A 15,735-nucleotide genomic window follows, 5' to 3' on the forward strand; every position below is an offset into this window, starting at 1 on the left:
ATCATGCTGTAGGGGTAGAATGAGTTACTTTGTATTTAACAATTTTATTATTTGTTCTTTACATGAATTAAACAATTGCCCGATGCGTGAAGCAATAAAACACGGAACGGAAATAATAAAAGGTGAATTAGCGCAGGTTATTGGCTCCACAAAACGCATAAAAAAGCCGCGTCAGTGACGCGGCTCATATTTCGTGGTTTGACCTCTAACGTAGTGCCTGACAGATGGCTTCTCCCACCTGTTGCGTGGTGGCGCAGCCTTTCATATCCGGCGTTTTCGGGCCACTGGCAATAACGTGCTCAATTGCCGCCAGAATACCGTCGTGGGCAGCCTTATAGTTGGCATCACCCTTGCCAAGGAAGTCCAGCATCATGGCGCCAGCCCAGATAGTGGCAATCGGGTTGGCGATGTTTTTTCCGTAAATATCGGGGGCCGAACCATGCACCGGCTCGAACAGGGACGGGAAGGTGCGTTCCGGGTTTAAGTTGGCAGAAGGCGCGATGCCAATCGTCCCGGTACAGGCCGGACCCAGATCGGAGAGGATGTCGCCGAACAGGTTGGAAGCAACCACAACGTCAAAGCGCTCCGGCTGCATCACAAAGCGGGCGCACAATATATCGATATGCTGTTTATCCCAACGGATCTCAGGATAGTTAGCCGCCATTGCTTCAACACGCTCGTCCCAGTAAGGCATGCTGATGGCCAGACCATTGGATTTGGTCGCCGAGGTCAGGGTTTTGCGCGGGCGGTTTTGCGCCAGCTCGAAAGCGTAACGCAATATACGATCCACGCCGCGACGGGTGAAGACCGACTCCTGGATAACCACCTCGTGTTCCGTCCCTTCACTCACGCGTCCGCCGAGAGAAGAGTATTCTCCCTCGGTGTTCTCGCGTACGACGTAGAAATCAATGTCGCCTGGCTGCTTGCCCGCCAGTGGGCAAGGGACTCCCGGAAACAGGCGTACCGGACGCAGGTTGACGTACTGGTCGAATTCACGGCGAAACTTAAGCAGTGAGCCCCATAAAGAGATGTGGTCCGGTACGGTGTCCGGCCAGCCAACGGCGCCAAAATAGATAGCATCAAAGGATTGCAACTGCTCATGCCAGTCATCCGGCATCATTTTGCCGTGATGGGTGTAGTACTCGCAGCTGGCCCATTCCATTTGCTCAAAGCTGAGCGACAACCCCCAACGCTCGGCGGCTGCCTGTAACACATGAATGCCTTCAGGCAGCACTTCTTTACCAATGCCATCTCCGGGGATAGCGGCAATACGACAGGTTTTCTTCATAGCAGCTCTCACTTGTACGCCATCAAAATTGACTTTCCCCTTATCCTATAATTGACTGATTAAGAGTTAATCCCCCTAACTGGTGAAACATAAAACACAGATCATGAATAATCTGCCGCTGCTAAATGATTTACGCGTCTTTATGCTGGTTGCCCGTCGGGCAGGATTTGCCGCCGTTGCCGAGGAACTGGGTGTATCACCGGCTTTTATCAGTAAGCGAGTAGCCCTGCTGGAGCAGACACTGAACGTGGTGCTGCTGCACCGGACAACGCGGCGTGTAACCATCACGGAAGAGGGGGAGCGGATCTACGAATGGGCGCAGCGGATCCTGCAGGATGTCGATCAGATGATGGACGAGTTGTCGGATGCCAGGCAGATCCCGCAGGGGATGCTACGCATTATTAGTAGCTTTGGCTTTGGCCGTCGGGTGGTGGCTCCGGCGCTGTCTGCGCTGGCAAAAGCGTACCCGCAGTTAGAACTGAGGTTCGATGTTGAAGACCGCCTGGTGGATATGGTGAATGAGGGCGTCGATCTTGATATTCGTATCGGGGATGATATCGCGCCGAACCTGATTGCCCGCAAGCTGGCGACTAACTACCGTATTCTGTGCGCTTCGCCGGAATTTGTGGCGCAGCACGGGACGCCGAAGCAACTCAACGATCTCTCCACTTTTCCTTGTCTGGTTATCAAAGAGCGCGACCATCCGTTTGGCATCTGGCAAATGCGTAATAAAGAGGGCGCTCACTCAATTAAAGTTACGGGGCCTCTGTCGTCTAATCATGGCGAAGTGGTACATCAGTGGTGTCTTGATGGGCAGGGAATTGCCCTGCGTTCGTGGTGGGACGTTTGCGACAACATTGCCGGTGGACATCTGGTACACGTATTACCCGAGTATTATCAACCAGCAAATATATGGGCGGTTTATGTTTCTCGGCTGGCGACGTCGGCAAAAATCCGTATTACGGTTGAGTATTTGCGCCGCTATTTTGCCGAAAACTATCCAAAGTTTACTTTGGAATAAATCCGCAACAGCCTGGCAAGAAACTGAAAATAAAAAAGGCAGAATAATCTGCCTTTTTTGCAACTATAACTCACTGAGCAAAGCCGTTATTTAGACTCTTCAGCTTCAGGTAATGTCACGTTAAGTTCGAGGATAGAAATATCGCCGTCTTTTTGTTCAAGCTGTACGGTGACCATTTCGGGATCAATTTGTACATACTTGCAGATAACCTCGAGAATATCTTTCCTCAGTTGCGGTAAATAATGTGGCTCGGCGTCACTACGACGACGTTCCGCAACAATAATCTGCAGTCGCTCTTTAGCGATGTTCGCTGTGCTCTTTTTCCGCGAGAGAAAAAAATCCAGTAATGCCATAACTTATCCTCCGAACAGGCGTTTGAGGAAACCTTTCTTCTCTTCTTCAATGAAGCGGAAAGGACGTTCTTCTCCCAACAGACGGTCTACGGTATCAGCATAGGCTTTACCGGCATCAGCATTGATGTCGAGAATAACCGGCTCACCCTGGTTAGACGCGCGCAGGACTGACTGATCTTCAGGAATCACGCCAACCAGCTTGATTCGCAGAATTTCCAGTACGTCTTCCATGCTCAGCATGTCACCTTTATTTACGCGGCCAGGGTTGTAGCGCGTCAGCAACAAATGCTCTTTAATCGGATCTTCACCGTTTTCCGCACGACGAGATTTCGACGCCAGAATACCCAGAATACGGTCAGAGTCACGTACAGAGGAAACTTCCGGGTTAGTGGTGATAATCGCTTCATCGGCAAAATACAGGGCCATCAGCGCGCCGGTTTCAATACCCGCTGGGGAGTCGCAGACGATGAAATCGAATTCCATCGTTTTCAGGTCGTCCAGAACTTTCGCGACGCCTTCACGCGTCAGCGCGTCTTTATCGCGAGTCTGTGAGGCCGGAAGAATAAAGAGATTTTCGGTACGCTTATCTTTGATTAACGCCTGATTTAACGACGCATCGCCCTGAATAACGTTGACGAAGTCGTAAACGACGCGGCGTTCACAACCCATAATCAGATCGAGGTTACGCAGGCCGATATCAAAATCAATAACGACAGTTTTCTTTCCCTTCTGGGCCAAACCTGTAGCGATGGCCGCGCTGGAGGTGGTTTTGCCAACGCCCCCTTTACCCGAAGTAACAACAATAATGCGTGCCATAGAAATTCCTTGTTAAAAAGGGATCAATTCAACGGTTGAACTGTCAAAGCGTTCTCTGCTAATTGCAGACGGGCCGCTTTGCCATAAAATTCTGCTGGGATTTTATCACTCAGCCAATAAACACCTGCGATAGACACCAGTTCTGCCGTCAGATGGGTACAAAAAATTTGCGCTTCACGATCGCCGCTTGCACCTGCCAGCGCACGGCCTCTCATCATTCCATAAACATGAATATTGCCATCAGCGATAAGCTCTGCGCCCGCACTGACGTGGCTTGTAACAATCAGATCACATTGTGGAGCATAAATGCGCTGACCGGAACGAACCGGCACATTTATTAATCGTGTTTTTGTGATGGGAGTAACGTTTTGCGGCAAAGCGACGGGAGCCGGGACCTCAACAGGCGCAGGACGAATAGCTTTTTCTTTACCTTCAGTCAGTAAAGGAAGACCCATTTCGTCGATTTCTGCCTTTAGTCTGGCGTCTTTGCATCCGCTAACGCCAATAATGCGCAATCCGGTAGACGCGACAACTTTCTGCAGCGCTGACCAGTTTACCGGGCTTTCAAGACCACTCACGTTAACCACCACGGGAGCATGTTTTAAAAAAGCCGGTGCCTGCGCGATTTTGTCTTCCAACGCCTGACGAATAACCTCGGGTTCTGCTTCATGTAAATGAACCACTGATAAGGTGAAGCTACTGCCTTTAAGCTCGATTGGCGTGTTTGACATCCTGGCCTTACTCAATTTGCTATTTATCATCCCCAGCGCGGGGTGATATTCCGAAGACTATAAGGCATGTTATAGTCAGTATTATATTGAGGCAAGCCACCATTCCGTGAATTCAGAGTAAAAGATATGTTTTGTGTGATCTACCGAAGCAGCAAACGTGACCAGACCTATTTATATGTCGAAAAAAAAGACGATTTCTCGCGCGTTCCTGAAGAACTGATGAGAGGATTTGGTCAGCCGACGCTGGCAATGATGTTACCGCTTGATGGGCGTAAAAAATTAGTTAATGCCGATCTTGAAAAAGTAAAACAGGCCCTGACCGAGCAGGGCTATTATTTACAAATACCCCCGCCGCCAGAAGATTTACTTAAACAGCATCTGGCAGCGGCAAAACAAAATACACCAGACGCTAAACGTTAAACTGCATCCGGCAGCAGCACGTTCCATCGATGCAGTACCTGAAATCTATGACTACGTTAGGGGAAAGTAATGTATCAACATCACAACTGGCATGGTGCTCTGCTGGATTATCCGGTGAGTAAGGTGGTTTGCGTAGGGAGTAACTATGCCAACCATATTAAAGAGATGGGTGGAACTACCCCGGAAGAACCGGTTCTGTTTATTAAACCGGAAACCGCGCTGTGCGATTTGCGCCAGCCGCTGGTGATCCCATCTGATATGGGGTCTGTCCACCATGAAGTTGAGCTGGCTGTGCTGATTGGCGCGACCCTGCGGCAAGCGACAGAAGATCATGTGCGCAAAGCCATCGCCGGTTATGGTGTCGCGCTGGATCTGACCCTGCGCGATATTCAGGGCAAAATGAAGAAGGCGGGGCAGCCATGGGAAAAAGCGAAGGGTTTTGATAATTCTTGCCCGCTGTCTGGATTTATTCCGGTGGCGGAATTTAATGGCGATCCGCAGGATACGATGCTTGGATTAACGGTCAACGGTGAAACTCGCCAGCACGGCTCCACGGCGGACATGATCCATCACATCGTTCCCTTGATTGCTTATATGAGCCGTTTCTTTACCCTCAAAGCGGGCGATGTGGTGCTAACGGGAACGCCAGCAGGCGTGGGACCTTTAAGCAGCGGCGACGAACTGGCCATCAGTTTTCACGGTCAAACGCTAACAACCCGCGTGCTGTAATCTCTGCTTGCCGCCTTTTCGGGCGGCAAAACTTGCATCAGCGTGCCAGACTGGTTATAAGGTGCAGCTTTATTGCAATAGCGGAAACCCTGATGAGCGACATACCTTTCTGGCAAAGTAAAACCCTTGATGAAATGACCGATGCCGAGTGGGAGTCATTATGTGACGGGTGCGGTCAATGCTGCCTGCATAAGCTGATGGATGAAGACACTGACGAAATCTACTTTACCAACGTCGCCTGTCGTCAGCTCAACATTAAAACCTGCCAGTGTCGTAATTACGAACGTCGATTCGAGTACGAGCCTGACTGCATCAAACTGACGCGTGATAATCTGCCGACTTTTGAATGGTTGCCGATGACCTGCGCCTATCGTCTGCTCGCAGAAGGAAAAGGGCTACCGGAGTGGCACCCGTTGCTGACAGGATCAAAAGCGGCGATGCACGGTGAACGTATCTCAGTTCGTCATATTGCGGTGAAAGAGTCGGAAGTGCGTGACTGGCAGGATCATATCCTGAACAAACCTTCATGGGCGGACTGAGCCGCCCATCGATTAGCAGGCGTTAAGGGTTAAGACTTTTTCGCCTGATACATCTCATCGGAGTGGTTGTCATCTTCCACCCAGAAGTTAATGTTGAATTGCGCATCGTCGCTTAATTCAACGCGATGCCAGTACTGCGGTGGGCTGGTCGCGAACTGACCGGCATTAATCACCACTTTCACTTCAGGTTCTTTTGCGTCTTCATTGGCAAAGCCATAATACGTTACCGTACCTTCCATCACGCAGAGCTGTCCAAACACGCCTGCTGCGGTGTTATGGTGAGAAAGAAGTGCTGCCGGGACGTTGTCTTTGGTAAAGAAGGGAGTAGAGCGTTTTACTTTCCAGTTTGCCGGGATGCGTAAATGGGACATCAGACATCTCCTTGGTGTGGCATCTATAAGGTGTATTTAATATACATCTTATAGATGCCAGCAGGCAATGAATTTAAGGCAAAAAAAACGCTCCCGAAGGAGCGTCTCTGTTAGCGACCGAAGAGGTCACGTTTTTTCGGTTTAAACGGCTGTGCTAGGACTACCAGCACGGCGACCACCAGGTAAGCGGCGAAGATCCCCAACAGCCACTGTGGCATTTCCAGGGTTAAAAAAGACCACTGGCGTTCAGCACAGTCACCGGATGCTAAAAACACCTGCGGCAGCCATTTGTCCAGCGGTAGCCAGCTCGGGAAGCGTGCGGCAAAATCACAGGTCATAAACGGTGATGGGTGCAACTGAATCATGGTGTGCTCATACGCTAACTGCAGTCCGCGCCAGGCACTGTAAATCCAGATAATCATCGCCACATAGCGCAGCGGCGTTTTTGGTGCGATAGCCCCCACCAGCCCCGCGCCCATCACGCCAAATAATGCGCTACGTTCGTAAATACACAACACGCAAGGTTTTAGCAGCATGACGTGCTGGAACCACAGCGCGACAAGCTCCAGCGCAAAGGCGGTTAACGCCAACAATAACCATGCACCACGACCTCGGGAGCACTGGTTTAAAAATCGCAACATAATAATTTCCCTGCAACATGCGTAGAGAGCGCAGTTTAAACCAATTCAATTTATGCGCCACTAGCAGGAATTGAAAATTTGAGTAATCGGATAATTATCATGCAAAAAGTCAAACCGGGCAGTGATTTGCCCGGTAAATTGTTATGAAAGTGTAGCTAACCAGCCCGCTTGGGTCATCCACTCAGTCACCGGAACAAGCGTGAACTCGACGCAAAGCAGACCAACCAGCGTCAGGACGAGAGTATAAGGCAGAGCCATCCACACCATGCGGCCATAAGAGAGTCGAATTAATGGCGCCAGCGCAGAGGTCAGCAGGAACAGGAATGCCGCCTGGCCGTTTGGTGTAGCAACGGAAGGCAGGTTAGTCCCGGTATTGATCGCCACCGCTAACAGCTCAAATTGGTTAAGGCTGATGGTCCCATGTTCCAACGCGGCTTTGGCTTCGTTAATGTAAATGGTGCCGACAAACACGTTATCAGAGATAGAAGACAGCAGGCCGTTAAAGAGATAGAACAGCGTCAGTTGAGCATGTTCAGAGGACTGCAAAACAAACTGAATAATCGGTGAAAAGAGCTGTTGATCGATAATCACCGCAACGATAGAGAAGAACACGGTTAGCAGGGCGGTGAAAGGCAGCGACTCGGTAAACGCTTTACCAATCGCGTGTTCGTCAGTAACGCCGGTCAACGACGTGGCCAGGATAATGACGGACAGACCGATTAATCCGACTTCCGCCAGATGCAGGGCCAGGGCAACCACCAGCCAGATACCGATAATCGCCTGGACAATCAGTTTGATTTTTTCCTGACGAGTACGCTGCTGACGGCTTTGATCGTCAAACTGTTGCAGGACATCGCGGACGGTCTCCGGCAGCGTTTCGCCATAGCCAAACCAGCGCAATTTCTCAACCAGCATGCAGGTTAACAGGCCGCAAATCAGCACCGGGACGGTAACCGGCGACATGCGCAGGAAAAAGTCACCAAAATGCCAGCCAGCCGCTTTGGCGATAATCAGGTTTTGCGGTTCGCCGACCATAGTCATTACGCCGCCTAACGCCGTACCGACACCCGCATGCATCATCAGGCTGCGTAGAAAACCACGGAACTGCTCCAGTACGATCTTATTGTGCTGATCGATATGGCTATCATCGAGCATATTGTTGTCTTCCGTGCGGGAAGAGGCGAAGCGATGGTAGATACCATAAAAACCAACCGCTACGCTGATTACCACGGCAACGACGGTCAGCGCATCCAGGAATGCAGAAAGGAAGGCGGCGGCAACGCAAAATGCCAGCGACAGCAGCATCTTGGAGCGAATCGTAAGCAGTAGGCGGGTGAAAATAAACAGCAGCAACTGCTTCATAAAGTAGATGCCAGCCACCATAAACATCAGCAGCAACAGCACCTCAAGGTTAGCGGCAACCTCTTCACGCACATGTGTGGCGCTGGTCATGCCGATGATGACCGCCTCGATGGCTAGCAGCCCGCCTGGTAGCAGCGGGTAACATTTTAACGCCATCGCCAGCGTAAAAATGAACTCGGCCACCAACAGCCAGCCCGCAATAAAGGGATTGATGAAAAATATAACCGGGTTAACGACTAAGAATACGAGTAGTGCAAGTTTGTACCAGTCAGGTGATTGACCTAAAAAATTGCGCCACATAGCGCGGCCCCATGATAGCTCCATGGTGATTTCCCTACCTTTAAAAATGAAATCATGTTTTTATGTTTGACCGCAAAGCTTAGCGGGAGGAGGGAGTACAGGCAAGCTATTCACGCGACGGACAAGGCTGGCTGTGCTTCAGCGTAATCTGGAAAATGAAGCCTTGATCCACTTTTTCTTCATTGCGTCAGCTATCAGCCATGTAGCCCGTCTGGTATGATAACTGTAACTATGTTTTGCTGTGTAATGGAATTATCACTATGGTCATTAAGGCGCAAAGCCCGGCTGGGTTCGCGGAAGAGTACATCATTGAAAGTATCTGGAATAACCGCTTCCCACCTGGCACTATTTTGCCTGCTGAACGTGAACTCTCTGAACTGATTGGAGTGACACGTACCACGTTACGCGAGGTATTACAGCGTCTGGCGCGGGACGGCTGGTTGACCATTCAACACGGCAAGCCGACGAAGGTGAATAACTTCTGGGAAACCTCCGGGCTAAATATCCTTGAAACGCTGGCGCGTCTCGATCACGAGAGCGTGCCGCAGCTTATTGATAATCTGCTGTCCGTGCGTACCAACATCTCGACGATCTTTGTTCGTACCGCATTTCGCCAGCATCCTGATAAAGCGCAGGAGGTTCTGGCAACGGCAAATCAGGTGGCCGACCATGCTGATGCGTTCGCCGATCTGGACTATAACATTTTCCGCGGTCTGGCATTTGCCTCTGGCAATCCGATTTACGGTTTGATCCTCAATGGAATGAAGGGATTATATACCCGCATTGGCCGCCATTATTTCGCCAATCCGGAAGCCCGCGCACTGGCGCTGAGCTTTTACCGTAAGCTATCAGAACTTTGTGATCAGGGTGCTCATGAGCAGGTATATGAAACGGTGCGTCGCTATGGTCACGACAGCGGCGAGATTTGGCATCGTATGCAGAAAAACCTGCCGGGCGATTTAGCTATTCAGGGGCGCTAATCGCAGCTTATCCGGCCTACGAAATGCATTGTAGGCCGGATAAGACGTTTTCGCGTCGCCATCCGGCAATAAGATTTACAGACCGTTCATCCTCGGCGGGCAACGCTCCAGCAGTTCCACACTGCCGTCTTCATTCTGCTGCTCCAGCATCACGTCAAAACCCCAGAGCCGGTGCACATGCTTGAGCACCTCTTTGCGTCCTTTATCCAGCGGAGCGCGGTTATGCGGAATATAGCGCAAGGTGAGCGAGCGGTCGCCGCGCAGATCGACATTCCAGATTTGAATATTCGGCTCAAGGTTGCTCAGGTTATACTGCGACGACAGCCTGTTGCGGATCTCACGATATCCTTCCTCGTTGTGAATCGCGGAAATCTCCAGATAATTATGACGATCGTCATCCAGCACGGTGAACAGGCGAAAATCACGCATAACCTTCGGTGACAGAAACTGGCTGATGAAGCTCTCATCTTTGAAATCGCGCATCGCGAAATGCAGGGTTTCCAGCCAGTCAGAACCCGCTATATCCGGGAACCAGTATTTGTCCTCTTCGGTAGGCGACTGACAAATTCGTTTAATATCCTGGAACATGGCAAAACCCAGGGCATAGGGGTTTATGCCGCTATACCACGGGCTGTTGTACGGCGGCTGGAATACCACGTTGGTATGGCTATGTAAAAACTCCAGCATAAACCGTTCGGTGACTTTACCTTCGTCATAAAGGTGATTAAGGATGGTGTAATGCCAGAAAGTGGCCCACCCTTCGTTCATCACCTGCGTCTGTTTCTGCGGATAAAAATACTGGCTGACCTTGCGCACAATGCGCAGCACTTCGCGTTGCCAGGATTCCAGCAGCGGGGCGTTCTTCTCCATGAAGTACAGAAGGTTCTCCTGCGGTTCAGAAGGATAACGTCGGGCTTCCGCAACGGTTTTCTCTTCCTCTTTCTTCGGCAGCGTACGCCACAACATATTTACCTGGCTTTGCAGATACTCTTCACGGCTTTTCTGTCGGGCTTTCTCTTCCTGTAGGGAGATTTTTTGCGGGCGTTTGTAACGATCCACGCCGTAGTTCATCAGCGCGTGACAGGAGTCGAGGAGCTTTTCGACTTCATCCACGCCGTAACGCTCTTCACACTGGGTAATATAGTTTCGCGCGAAGATCAGGTAATCGACGATGGAGCTGGCATCCGTCCAGCTACGGAACAAATAGTTGTTTTTAAAGAAGGAGTTATGTCCGTAGCAGGCATGCGCCATCACCAACGCCTGCATGGTGATGGTGTTCTCCTCCATCAGATACGCGATACACGGATTGGAATTGATAACAATCTCATAGGCCAGCCCCTGCTGACCATGCTTATACAAACGCTCGGTTTCAATAAATTTTTTACCAAACGACCAGTGCGGATAGTTGATTGGCATCCCGACGCTGGAGTAAGCGTCCATCATTTGTTCGGAGGTGATCACCTCGATTTGGTGCGGGTAGGTATCCAGTCTGTAGAGTTTCGCCACGCGGTCTATTTCCGCCAGATAGACATCCAGCAGATCAAACGTCCAGTCGGGTCCATCGCTTAACCGTGTGCTGTCCTTGTTCATGGAATCAATCGTAGCCATTCGCGCACCCTCATTGTTGGCGGCACTCTCTGTCTGGAGTACCTCATTTCAAGCATAGATCATGGTGTTAAAAAACGTGCTGCGGCTGAATTTTTTTCTTTGCGATTTCTTGTTAGCGAGGCGTCGAAAAACGGTATGGCCGCAAAATTTTATGCTGGATAAAAATAACGCACAGCAGGAGATACCAAAGCAGGGAGTTCCCCGCCATCACCGCCATATGTGAGATAAGTCACCATAAAAAAGCCATATGTTGAATAATATTTTCAACTGAGTTATCAAGATGTAATTAGATGATTGTTCTTTTACTGTTAACGGAGTGGCTATGCGAGTTGTCATACTGGGAAGTGGTGTCGTTGGCGTGACCAGCGCCTGGTACTTAAGTCAGGCTGGACACGATGTCACCGTCATTGATCGTGAGCCCGGTCCGGCACTGGAAACCAGTGCGGCGAACGCGGGGCAAATCTCTCCAGGTTATGCAGCACCCTGGGCGGCGCCAGGCGTACCGCTTAAAGCAATTAAATGGATGTTTCAGCGCCATGCGCCGCTGGCCGTTCGCCTCGACGGGACGCAGTTCCAGTTGAAATGGATGTGGCAGATGCTACGCAACTGCGACACCAGCCATTACATGGAAAACAAGGGCCGGATGGTGCGACTGGCGGAATACAGCCGTGATTGCCTGAAAGCGCTACGCGCCTCTACCGGTATCGAGTACGAAGGACGCCAGGGCGGAACGTTGCAACTGTTCCGTACCGCTCAACAGTATGAGAACGCGACCCGCGACATCGCCGTCCTCGAAGACGCCGGCGTGCCGTATCAGCTCCTGGAAGCAAGCCGTCTGGCGGAAGTTGAACCGGCGCTGGCGGAAGTGGCACACAAGCTGACCGGCGGTCTGCGTTTACCGAATGACGAAACGGGTGACTGCCAGCTGTTTACCCAGCGTCTGGCGCTGATGGCGGAGCAGGCGGGTGTGAAATTTCGCTTTAATACTCCGGTCGATAAGCTGCTGAGCGATGGTGAGCAGATTTATGGCGTTCAGTGTGGCGAGGAGATAGTCAAAGCCGATGCCTATGTGATGGCGTTCGGCTCGTACTCTACGGCGATGCTAAAAGGGATCGTTGATATTCCGGTCTATCCGCTCAAAGGCTATTCATTGACCATTCCGGTGGCGCAAGATGACGGCGCGCCGGTTTCAACGATCCTTGATGAAACCTACAAAATCGCCATTACCCGCTTTGATAACCGTATTCGCGTTGGCGGCATGGCGGAGATTGTCGGCTTCAATACGGAATTGCTGCAACCCCGTCGTGAGACGCTGGAGATGGTCGTCCGCGATCTCTTCCCACGCGGTGGGCATGTGGAGCAGGCAACCTTCTGGACCGGGCTGCGTCCGATGACGCCGGACGGTACGCCAGTGATCGGGCGAACGCGCTTTAAGAATCTACTGCTTAATACCGGCCACGGCACGCTGGGCTGGACCATGGCCTGCGGTTCGGGTCAGTTGCTGAGCGACATTCTGTCTGGCCGCACACCAGCCATTCCTTACGACGATCTGAGCGTGGCGCGTTACAGCCCGGGGTTTACCCCATCTCGTCCACGGCATTTACATGGCGCACATAACTGATAAGGACGTGAGATGACTCGCCCGATACTGGCCAGCATTGACCTGCAGGCGTTGAAACAAAACCTGACCATTACTCGCCAGGCCGCGCCGGACGCCCGCGTCTGGTCGGTGGTGAAAGCCAATGCCTACGGACACGGCATTGAACGTGTCTGGAATGCGCTGGGCACAACCGACGGTTTTGCCATGCTCAATCTTGAAGAAGCGATAACCCTGCGTGAGCGCGGGTGGAAAGGCCCGATACTCATGCTGGAGGGATTTTTCCACGCCGAAGACCTGATGGTGTATGACAAATATCGTCTGACCACCTGTGTACACAGTAACTGGCAATTAAAAGCGCTGCAAAATGCGCGCCTCAACGCGCCGCTGGATGTTTACCTGAAGGTGAACAGCGGTATGAACCGGCTGGGTTTCTTACCGGAAAGAGTATCAACGGTCTGGCAACAGCTGCGGGCAATGCCCAACGTCGGTGAAATGACGCTGATGTCCCACTTTGCAGATGCGGAGCACCCGGAAGGTATTCAGGACGCCATGGCGCGGATTGCACAGGCGACAGAAGGGCTGGAGTGCAGACGGTCGCTGTCCAATTCGGCCGCCACACTGTGGCACCCTGAAGCACATTATGACTGGGTGCGCCCGGGCATTATTTTGTATGGCGCATCACCTTCGGGACAGTGGCGGGACATCGCCAATACTGGCCTGAAACCGGTCATGACCCTGAGCAGCGAGATAATCGGCATACAGACGCTGAAAGCAGGAGAACGGGTGGGCTACGGGGGACGCTATACCGCCAGCGGCGAGCAGCGCATTGGCATTGTGGCGACCGGGTATGCAGACGGTTACCCGCGCCATGCGCCAAGCGGAACGCCGGTGCTGGTGGACGGCGTACGCACTACAACGGTAGGGACGGTCTCAATGGATATGCTGGCGGTAGATCTGACACCGTGTCCGCAGGCGGGGATCGGGACGCCGGTAGAGCTGTGGGGCAAAGAGATTAAAATTGACGATGTGGCCAGCGCAGCGGGTACGGTGGGCTACGAGTTGATGTGTTCTCTGGCGCTGCGCGTGCCGGTTGTGACGGTGTAACGTATCTGAAGCCGGATGTCGACGCTGATGTGTTTCATCCGGCTACACCGTTTATGCGACGCAGAGCGCAAACCGGGCAAAGCGCTGCCGCCGCCCGGCAAAAAGCATCAACGCGCTTCATCCTCATCTTCAGCAACGCGAACACCGACCTTCAGCACCGCATTATCTTCTTTTTCAGCAACCGTCCAGATCATGCCAGCAAATTCAACCTGGTCACCGACGACCGGCGCGGCGCCAAGCAGATGCTGGACAATTTCACCCAGCGTTTGCTGTTTATCACGATACTCTGTGCCATCTTCCAGGCCATAAATCAGTGCCACATCGGCGTATTTTGCGCTGGCCTCGAGAATAAAATCACCGAAGAAGCGCTGGTCTAAAGACACCGGCGGCGACTGGCTAAACAGCTTGCCGAGAGCAGGGAGATCGCGCTCGCGGCCAATGACGCACAAAACGTCGCCTTCGCGCAGCCGCGTACTGCCGGATGGGTGAAACAGCACGTTGTCACGAAACAGGGCGGCAATTCGCGTCTCTTCCGGCATATGCAAGTCGCGCAGTGCGGCTCCTACACACCACTTATCCGCGCTGAGCTGATAAACAAACTGCTCCCAGGGGTTTTCCGGATGAATATCCAGACCAATGCGCGAAACGGGCCAGCCGACGGGAGGAACCACCACTTTGGCTTTTTTGGCGGCCCAGGAAAGCGACGTTCCCTGAAACAGCAGCGAGATCAGAACCACGAAGAACGCGACGTTAAAGAACAGGCGCGCATTCTCCAGACCCGCCATCATTGGGAACACGGCGAGGATGATGGGGACTGCACCGCGCAGGCCCACCCAACTGATGAAAATGCGCTCGCGCAGATTGAAGCCACGAAACGGCAACAGTCCGGCGAAGACCGAAAGCGGACGGGCAATGAATATCATCCATGCAGACAAAATCAGCGCAGGGATCGCGATAGGCAGCAGGTCGGACGGCGTAACCAGCAGTCCCAGCACCAGGAACATGGCGATTTGCGCCAGCCATGCCAGACCGTCGAAGTTTTGCAGAATGCCAAATCGGTTGCGGATGGGGCGATTACCCAGCAGGAAACCACACAGATAGACCGCCAGAATACCGCTGCCTTCCAGTGCAGTGGTCAGGGCAAAAATCAGGATCCCACCACTTAAGGCCAGTAGCGGATAAAGCCCGGCAGGCAGTGAAATGCGGTTAATCATTTGCTGAAGCAGGTAGCCCCCACCGAGCCCCAGTATGATCCCTAAGCCGAACTGCTGGATAATATGCACCGCAAACATCCAGCTTAAACCGGTCTCGTGATTTTGAATCATGGCGATAAGCGTGATGGTTAAAAACACCGCCATCGGGTCATTACTCCCGGATTCAATTTCCAGCGTAGAGCCAACACGTTCGTTAAGCCCCTTGCCGCCGAGCAGGGAAAAAACCGCCGCGGCATCGGTTGAACCGACAATCGCGCCAATCAGGAGTCCTTCGATAAGATCCAGATGAAACAGCCACGCGGCCATCATGCCGGTGAGTCCGGAGGTAATCAGCACCCCGACGGTCGCCAGCGACAGCGCCGGGCCTAACGCGACACGAAATGAGCTGGCCTGGGTGCGCATCCCGCCGTCGAGCAGGATAACCGCCAGCGCCAGGTTACTCACCATATAGGCGAAAGGGTAGTTATCGAAAGGAATACCGCCCACGCCGTCGACTCCCGCTAACATACCGATAGCGAGAAATATCACCAGAATAGGGATACCAAGACGTGATGAGAATGAACTGAGTAAGATACTGCAGGTGACGAGTACGGAACCCAAAATAAAAAGGCTAATTATTGCTGCGGCATCCAACGTTCGGTTACTCCTGAATTACGCT

The 15,735-nt window shown here is 52.2% G+C and carries 16 protein-coding genes; 7 read left to right on the forward strand and 9 right to left on the reverse strand.

The window, feature by feature from the left end; genetic code table 11:
• Positions 1-205: 205 nt before the first annotated feature.
• Positions 206-1,288 carry a tartrate dehydrogenase gene (locus HV334_RS11045; protein ID WP_065554710.1) on the reverse strand — a complete coding sequence of 361 codons (1,083 nt, stop codon included), beginning with the start codon at positions 1,286-1,288 and terminating at the stop codon, positions 206-208.
• A 103-nt stretch (positions 1,289-1,391) separates the two neighbouring features.
• Between HV334_RS11045 and HV334_RS11050 the strand changes: the two genes are divergently transcribed.
• On the forward strand, positions 1,392-2,309 hold the full coding sequence (locus HV334_RS11050; protein ID WP_016153377.1) for a LysR family transcriptional regulator: 918 nt from the start codon (positions 1,392-1,394) through the stop codon (positions 2,307-2,309).
• An 86-nt stretch (positions 2,310-2,395) separates the two neighbouring features.
• Here the strand turns inward: HV334_RS11050 and minE are convergent, their stop codons facing one another.
• From minE to minC, 3 genes are read right to left on the reverse strand one after another with little or no spacing between them, the layout of a single operon-like run.
• Positions 2,396-2,662, reverse strand: a complete 267-nt coding sequence (gene minE / locus HV334_RS11055; RefSeq protein WP_001185666.1) for a cell division topological specificity factor MinE — start codon at positions 2,660-2,662, stop codon at positions 2,396-2,398.
• A 3-nt stretch (positions 2,663-2,665) separates the two neighbouring features.
• A complete protein-coding gene (gene minD / locus HV334_RS11060; protein WP_003020956.1) occupies positions 2,666-3,478 on the reverse strand; it encodes a septum site-determining protein MinD in 813 nt (270 codons plus the stop codon).
• 23 nt (positions 3,479-3,501) lie between these two features.
• Positions 3,502-4,209 carry a septum site-determining protein MinC gene (gene minC / locus HV334_RS11065; RefSeq protein ID WP_049282151.1) on the reverse strand — a complete coding sequence of 236 codons (708 nt, stop codon included), beginning with the start codon at positions 4,207-4,209 and terminating at the stop codon, positions 3,502-3,504.
• Between the two features lie 126 nt (positions 4,210-4,335).
• On the opposite strand from minC, the gene HV334_RS11070 reads away from it, so the two are divergent.
• The 3 genes from HV334_RS11070 to HV334_RS11080 all read left to right on the forward strand — a co-directional run bounded on the left by HV334_RS11070 (position 4,336) and on the right by HV334_RS11080 (position 5,897).
• Entirely contained in the window at positions 4,336-4,629 is a 294-nt protein-coding gene (locus HV334_RS11070; protein WP_016153375.1) for a YcgL domain-containing protein, read from the forward strand.
• Between the two features lie 69 nt (positions 4,630-4,698).
• A complete protein-coding gene (locus HV334_RS11075) occupies positions 4,699-5,358 on the forward strand; it encodes a fumarylacetoacetate hydrolase family protein (RefSeq protein WP_016156786.1) in 660 nt (219 codons plus the stop codon).
• 92 nt (positions 5,359-5,450) lie between these two features.
• On the forward strand, positions 5,451-5,897 hold the full coding sequence (locus HV334_RS11080) for a YcgN family cysteine cluster protein (RefSeq protein ID WP_016153373.1): 447 nt from the start codon (positions 5,451-5,453) through the stop codon (positions 5,895-5,897).
• 29 nt (positions 5,898-5,926) lie between these two features.
• Here HV334_RS11080 and HV334_RS11085 read toward each other — a convergent pair whose 3' ends face one another.
• From HV334_RS11085 to nhaB, 3 genes are all read right to left on the reverse strand, one after another.
• Positions 5,927-6,268, reverse strand: a complete 342-nt coding sequence (locus HV334_RS11085; protein ID WP_016153372.1) for a DUF1971 domain-containing protein — start codon at positions 6,266-6,268, stop codon at positions 5,927-5,929.
• A 110-nt stretch (positions 6,269-6,378) separates the two neighbouring features.
• Positions 6,379-6,909, reverse strand: a complete 531-nt coding sequence (gene dsbB / locus HV334_RS11090; RefSeq protein ID WP_049282152.1) for a disulfide bond formation protein DsbB — start codon at positions 6,907-6,909, stop codon at positions 6,379-6,381.
• 141 nt (positions 6,910-7,050) lie between these two features.
• The gene (nhaB, locus tag HV334_RS11095) at positions 7,051-8,595 is read right to left on the reverse strand and encodes a Na(+)/H(+) antiporter NhaB (RefSeq protein WP_181221714.1); all 1,545 of its coding nucleotides are present in this window, start codon (positions 8,593-8,595) and stop codon (positions 7,051-7,053) included.
• A gap of 236 nt (positions 8,596-8,831) precedes the next feature.
• Here nhaB and fadR point away from each other — a divergent pair, with 236 nt between their 5' ends.
• Positions 8,832-9,551 carry a fatty acid metabolism transcriptional regulator FadR gene (gene fadR / locus HV334_RS11100; RefSeq protein WP_016153370.1) on the forward strand — a complete coding sequence of 240 codons (720 nt, stop codon included), beginning with the start codon at positions 8,832-8,834 and terminating at the stop codon, positions 9,549-9,551.
• Positions 9,552-9,626: 75 nt separating this feature from the next.
• Here the strand turns inward: fadR and HV334_RS11105 are convergent, their stop codons facing one another.
• Positions 9,627-11,159 (reverse strand): SpoVR family protein, encoded by a 1,533-nt coding sequence (locus HV334_RS11105; RefSeq protein ID WP_003833557.1) that lies wholly within the window; start codon positions 11,157-11,159, stop codon positions 9,627-9,629.
• 322 nt (positions 11,160-11,481) lie between these two features.
• On the opposite strand from HV334_RS11105, the gene HV334_RS11110 reads away from it, so the two are divergent.
• Together HV334_RS11110 and dadX are read left to right on the forward strand one after the other, a co-directional pair.
• A complete protein-coding gene (locus HV334_RS11110) occupies positions 11,482-12,780 on the forward strand; it encodes a D-amino acid dehydrogenase (RefSeq protein ID WP_046275019.1) in 1,299 nt (432 codons plus the stop codon).
• A gap of 12 nt (positions 12,781-12,792) precedes the next feature.
• Positions 12,793-13,863 (forward strand): catabolic alanine racemase DadX, encoded by a 1,071-nt coding sequence (dadX, locus tag HV334_RS11115; protein WP_181221716.1) that lies wholly within the window; start codon positions 12,793-12,795, stop codon positions 13,861-13,863.
• A 107-nt stretch (positions 13,864-13,970) separates the two neighbouring features.
• Here dadX and HV334_RS11120 read toward each other — a convergent pair whose 3' ends face one another.
• A complete protein-coding gene (locus HV334_RS11120; RefSeq protein WP_016153367.1) occupies positions 13,971-15,710 on the reverse strand; it encodes a potassium/proton antiporter in 1,740 nt (579 codons plus the stop codon).
• Positions 15,711-15,735 lie beyond the last annotated feature (25 nt).

It is taken from the genome of Citrobacter sp. RHBSTW-00944 (assembly GCF_013615435.1).
Lineage (GTDB): Bacteria > Pseudomonadota > Gammaproteobacteria > Enterobacterales > Enterobacteriaceae > Citrobacter > Citrobacter braakii.

What these genes read in the sequence shown, in the direction of transcription:
- fadR (WP_016153370.1), top strand. Translation starts at nt 8,832, where the DNA reads ATGGTCATTAAGGCGCAAAGCCCGGCTGGGTTCGCGGAAGAGTACATC.
- HV334_RS11045 (WP_065554710.1), bottom strand. Translation starts at nt 1,288, where the DNA reads ATGAAGAAAACCTGTCGTATTGCCGCTATCCCCGGAGATGGCATTGGT.
- HV334_RS11085 (WP_016153372.1), bottom strand. Translation starts at nt 6,268, where the DNA reads ATGTCCCATTTACGCATCCCGGCAAACTGGAAAGTAAAACGCTCTACT.
- dsbB (WP_049282152.1), bottom strand. Translation starts at nt 6,909, where the DNA reads ATGTTGCGATTTTTAAACCAGTGCTCCCGAGGTCGTGGTGCATGGTTA.
- minC (WP_049282151.1), bottom strand. Translation starts at nt 4,209, where the DNA reads ATGTCAAACACGCCAATCGAGCTTAAAGGCAGTAGCTTCACCTTATCA.
- HV334_RS11110 (WP_046275019.1), top strand. Translation starts at nt 11,482, where the DNA reads ATGCGAGTTGTCATACTGGGAAGTGGTGTCGTTGGCGTGACCAGCGCC.
- HV334_RS11080 (WP_016153373.1), top strand. Translation starts at nt 5,451, where the DNA reads ATGAGCGACATACCTTTCTGGCAAAGTAAAACCCTTGATGAAATGACC.
- nhaB (WP_181221714.1), bottom strand. Translation starts at nt 8,595, where the DNA reads ATGGAGCTATCATGGGGCCGCGCTATGTGGCGCAATTTTTTAGGTCAA.
- dadX (WP_181221716.1), top strand. Translation starts at nt 12,793, where the DNA reads ATGACTCGCCCGATACTGGCCAGCATTGACCTGCAGGCGTTGAAACAA.
- HV334_RS11105 (WP_003833557.1), bottom strand. Translation starts at nt 11,159, where the DNA reads ATGGCTACGATTGATTCCATGAACAAGGACAGCACACGGTTAAGCGAT.
- HV334_RS11070 (WP_016153375.1), top strand. Translation starts at nt 4,336, where the DNA reads ATGTTTTGTGTGATCTACCGAAGCAGCAAACGTGACCAGACCTATTTA.
- minD (WP_003020956.1), bottom strand. Translation starts at nt 3,478, where the DNA reads ATGGCACGCATTATTGTTGTTACTTCGGGTAAAGGGGGCGTTGGCAAA.
- minE (WP_001185666.1), bottom strand. Translation starts at nt 2,662, where the DNA reads ATGGCATTACTGGATTTTTTTCTCTCGCGGAAAAAGAGCACAGCGAAC.
- HV334_RS11075 (WP_016156786.1), top strand. Translation starts at nt 4,699, where the DNA reads ATGTATCAACATCACAACTGGCATGGTGCTCTGCTGGATTATCCGGTG.
- HV334_RS11050 (WP_016153377.1), top strand. Translation starts at nt 1,392, where the DNA reads ATGAATAATCTGCCGCTGCTAAATGATTTACGCGTCTTTATGCTGGTT.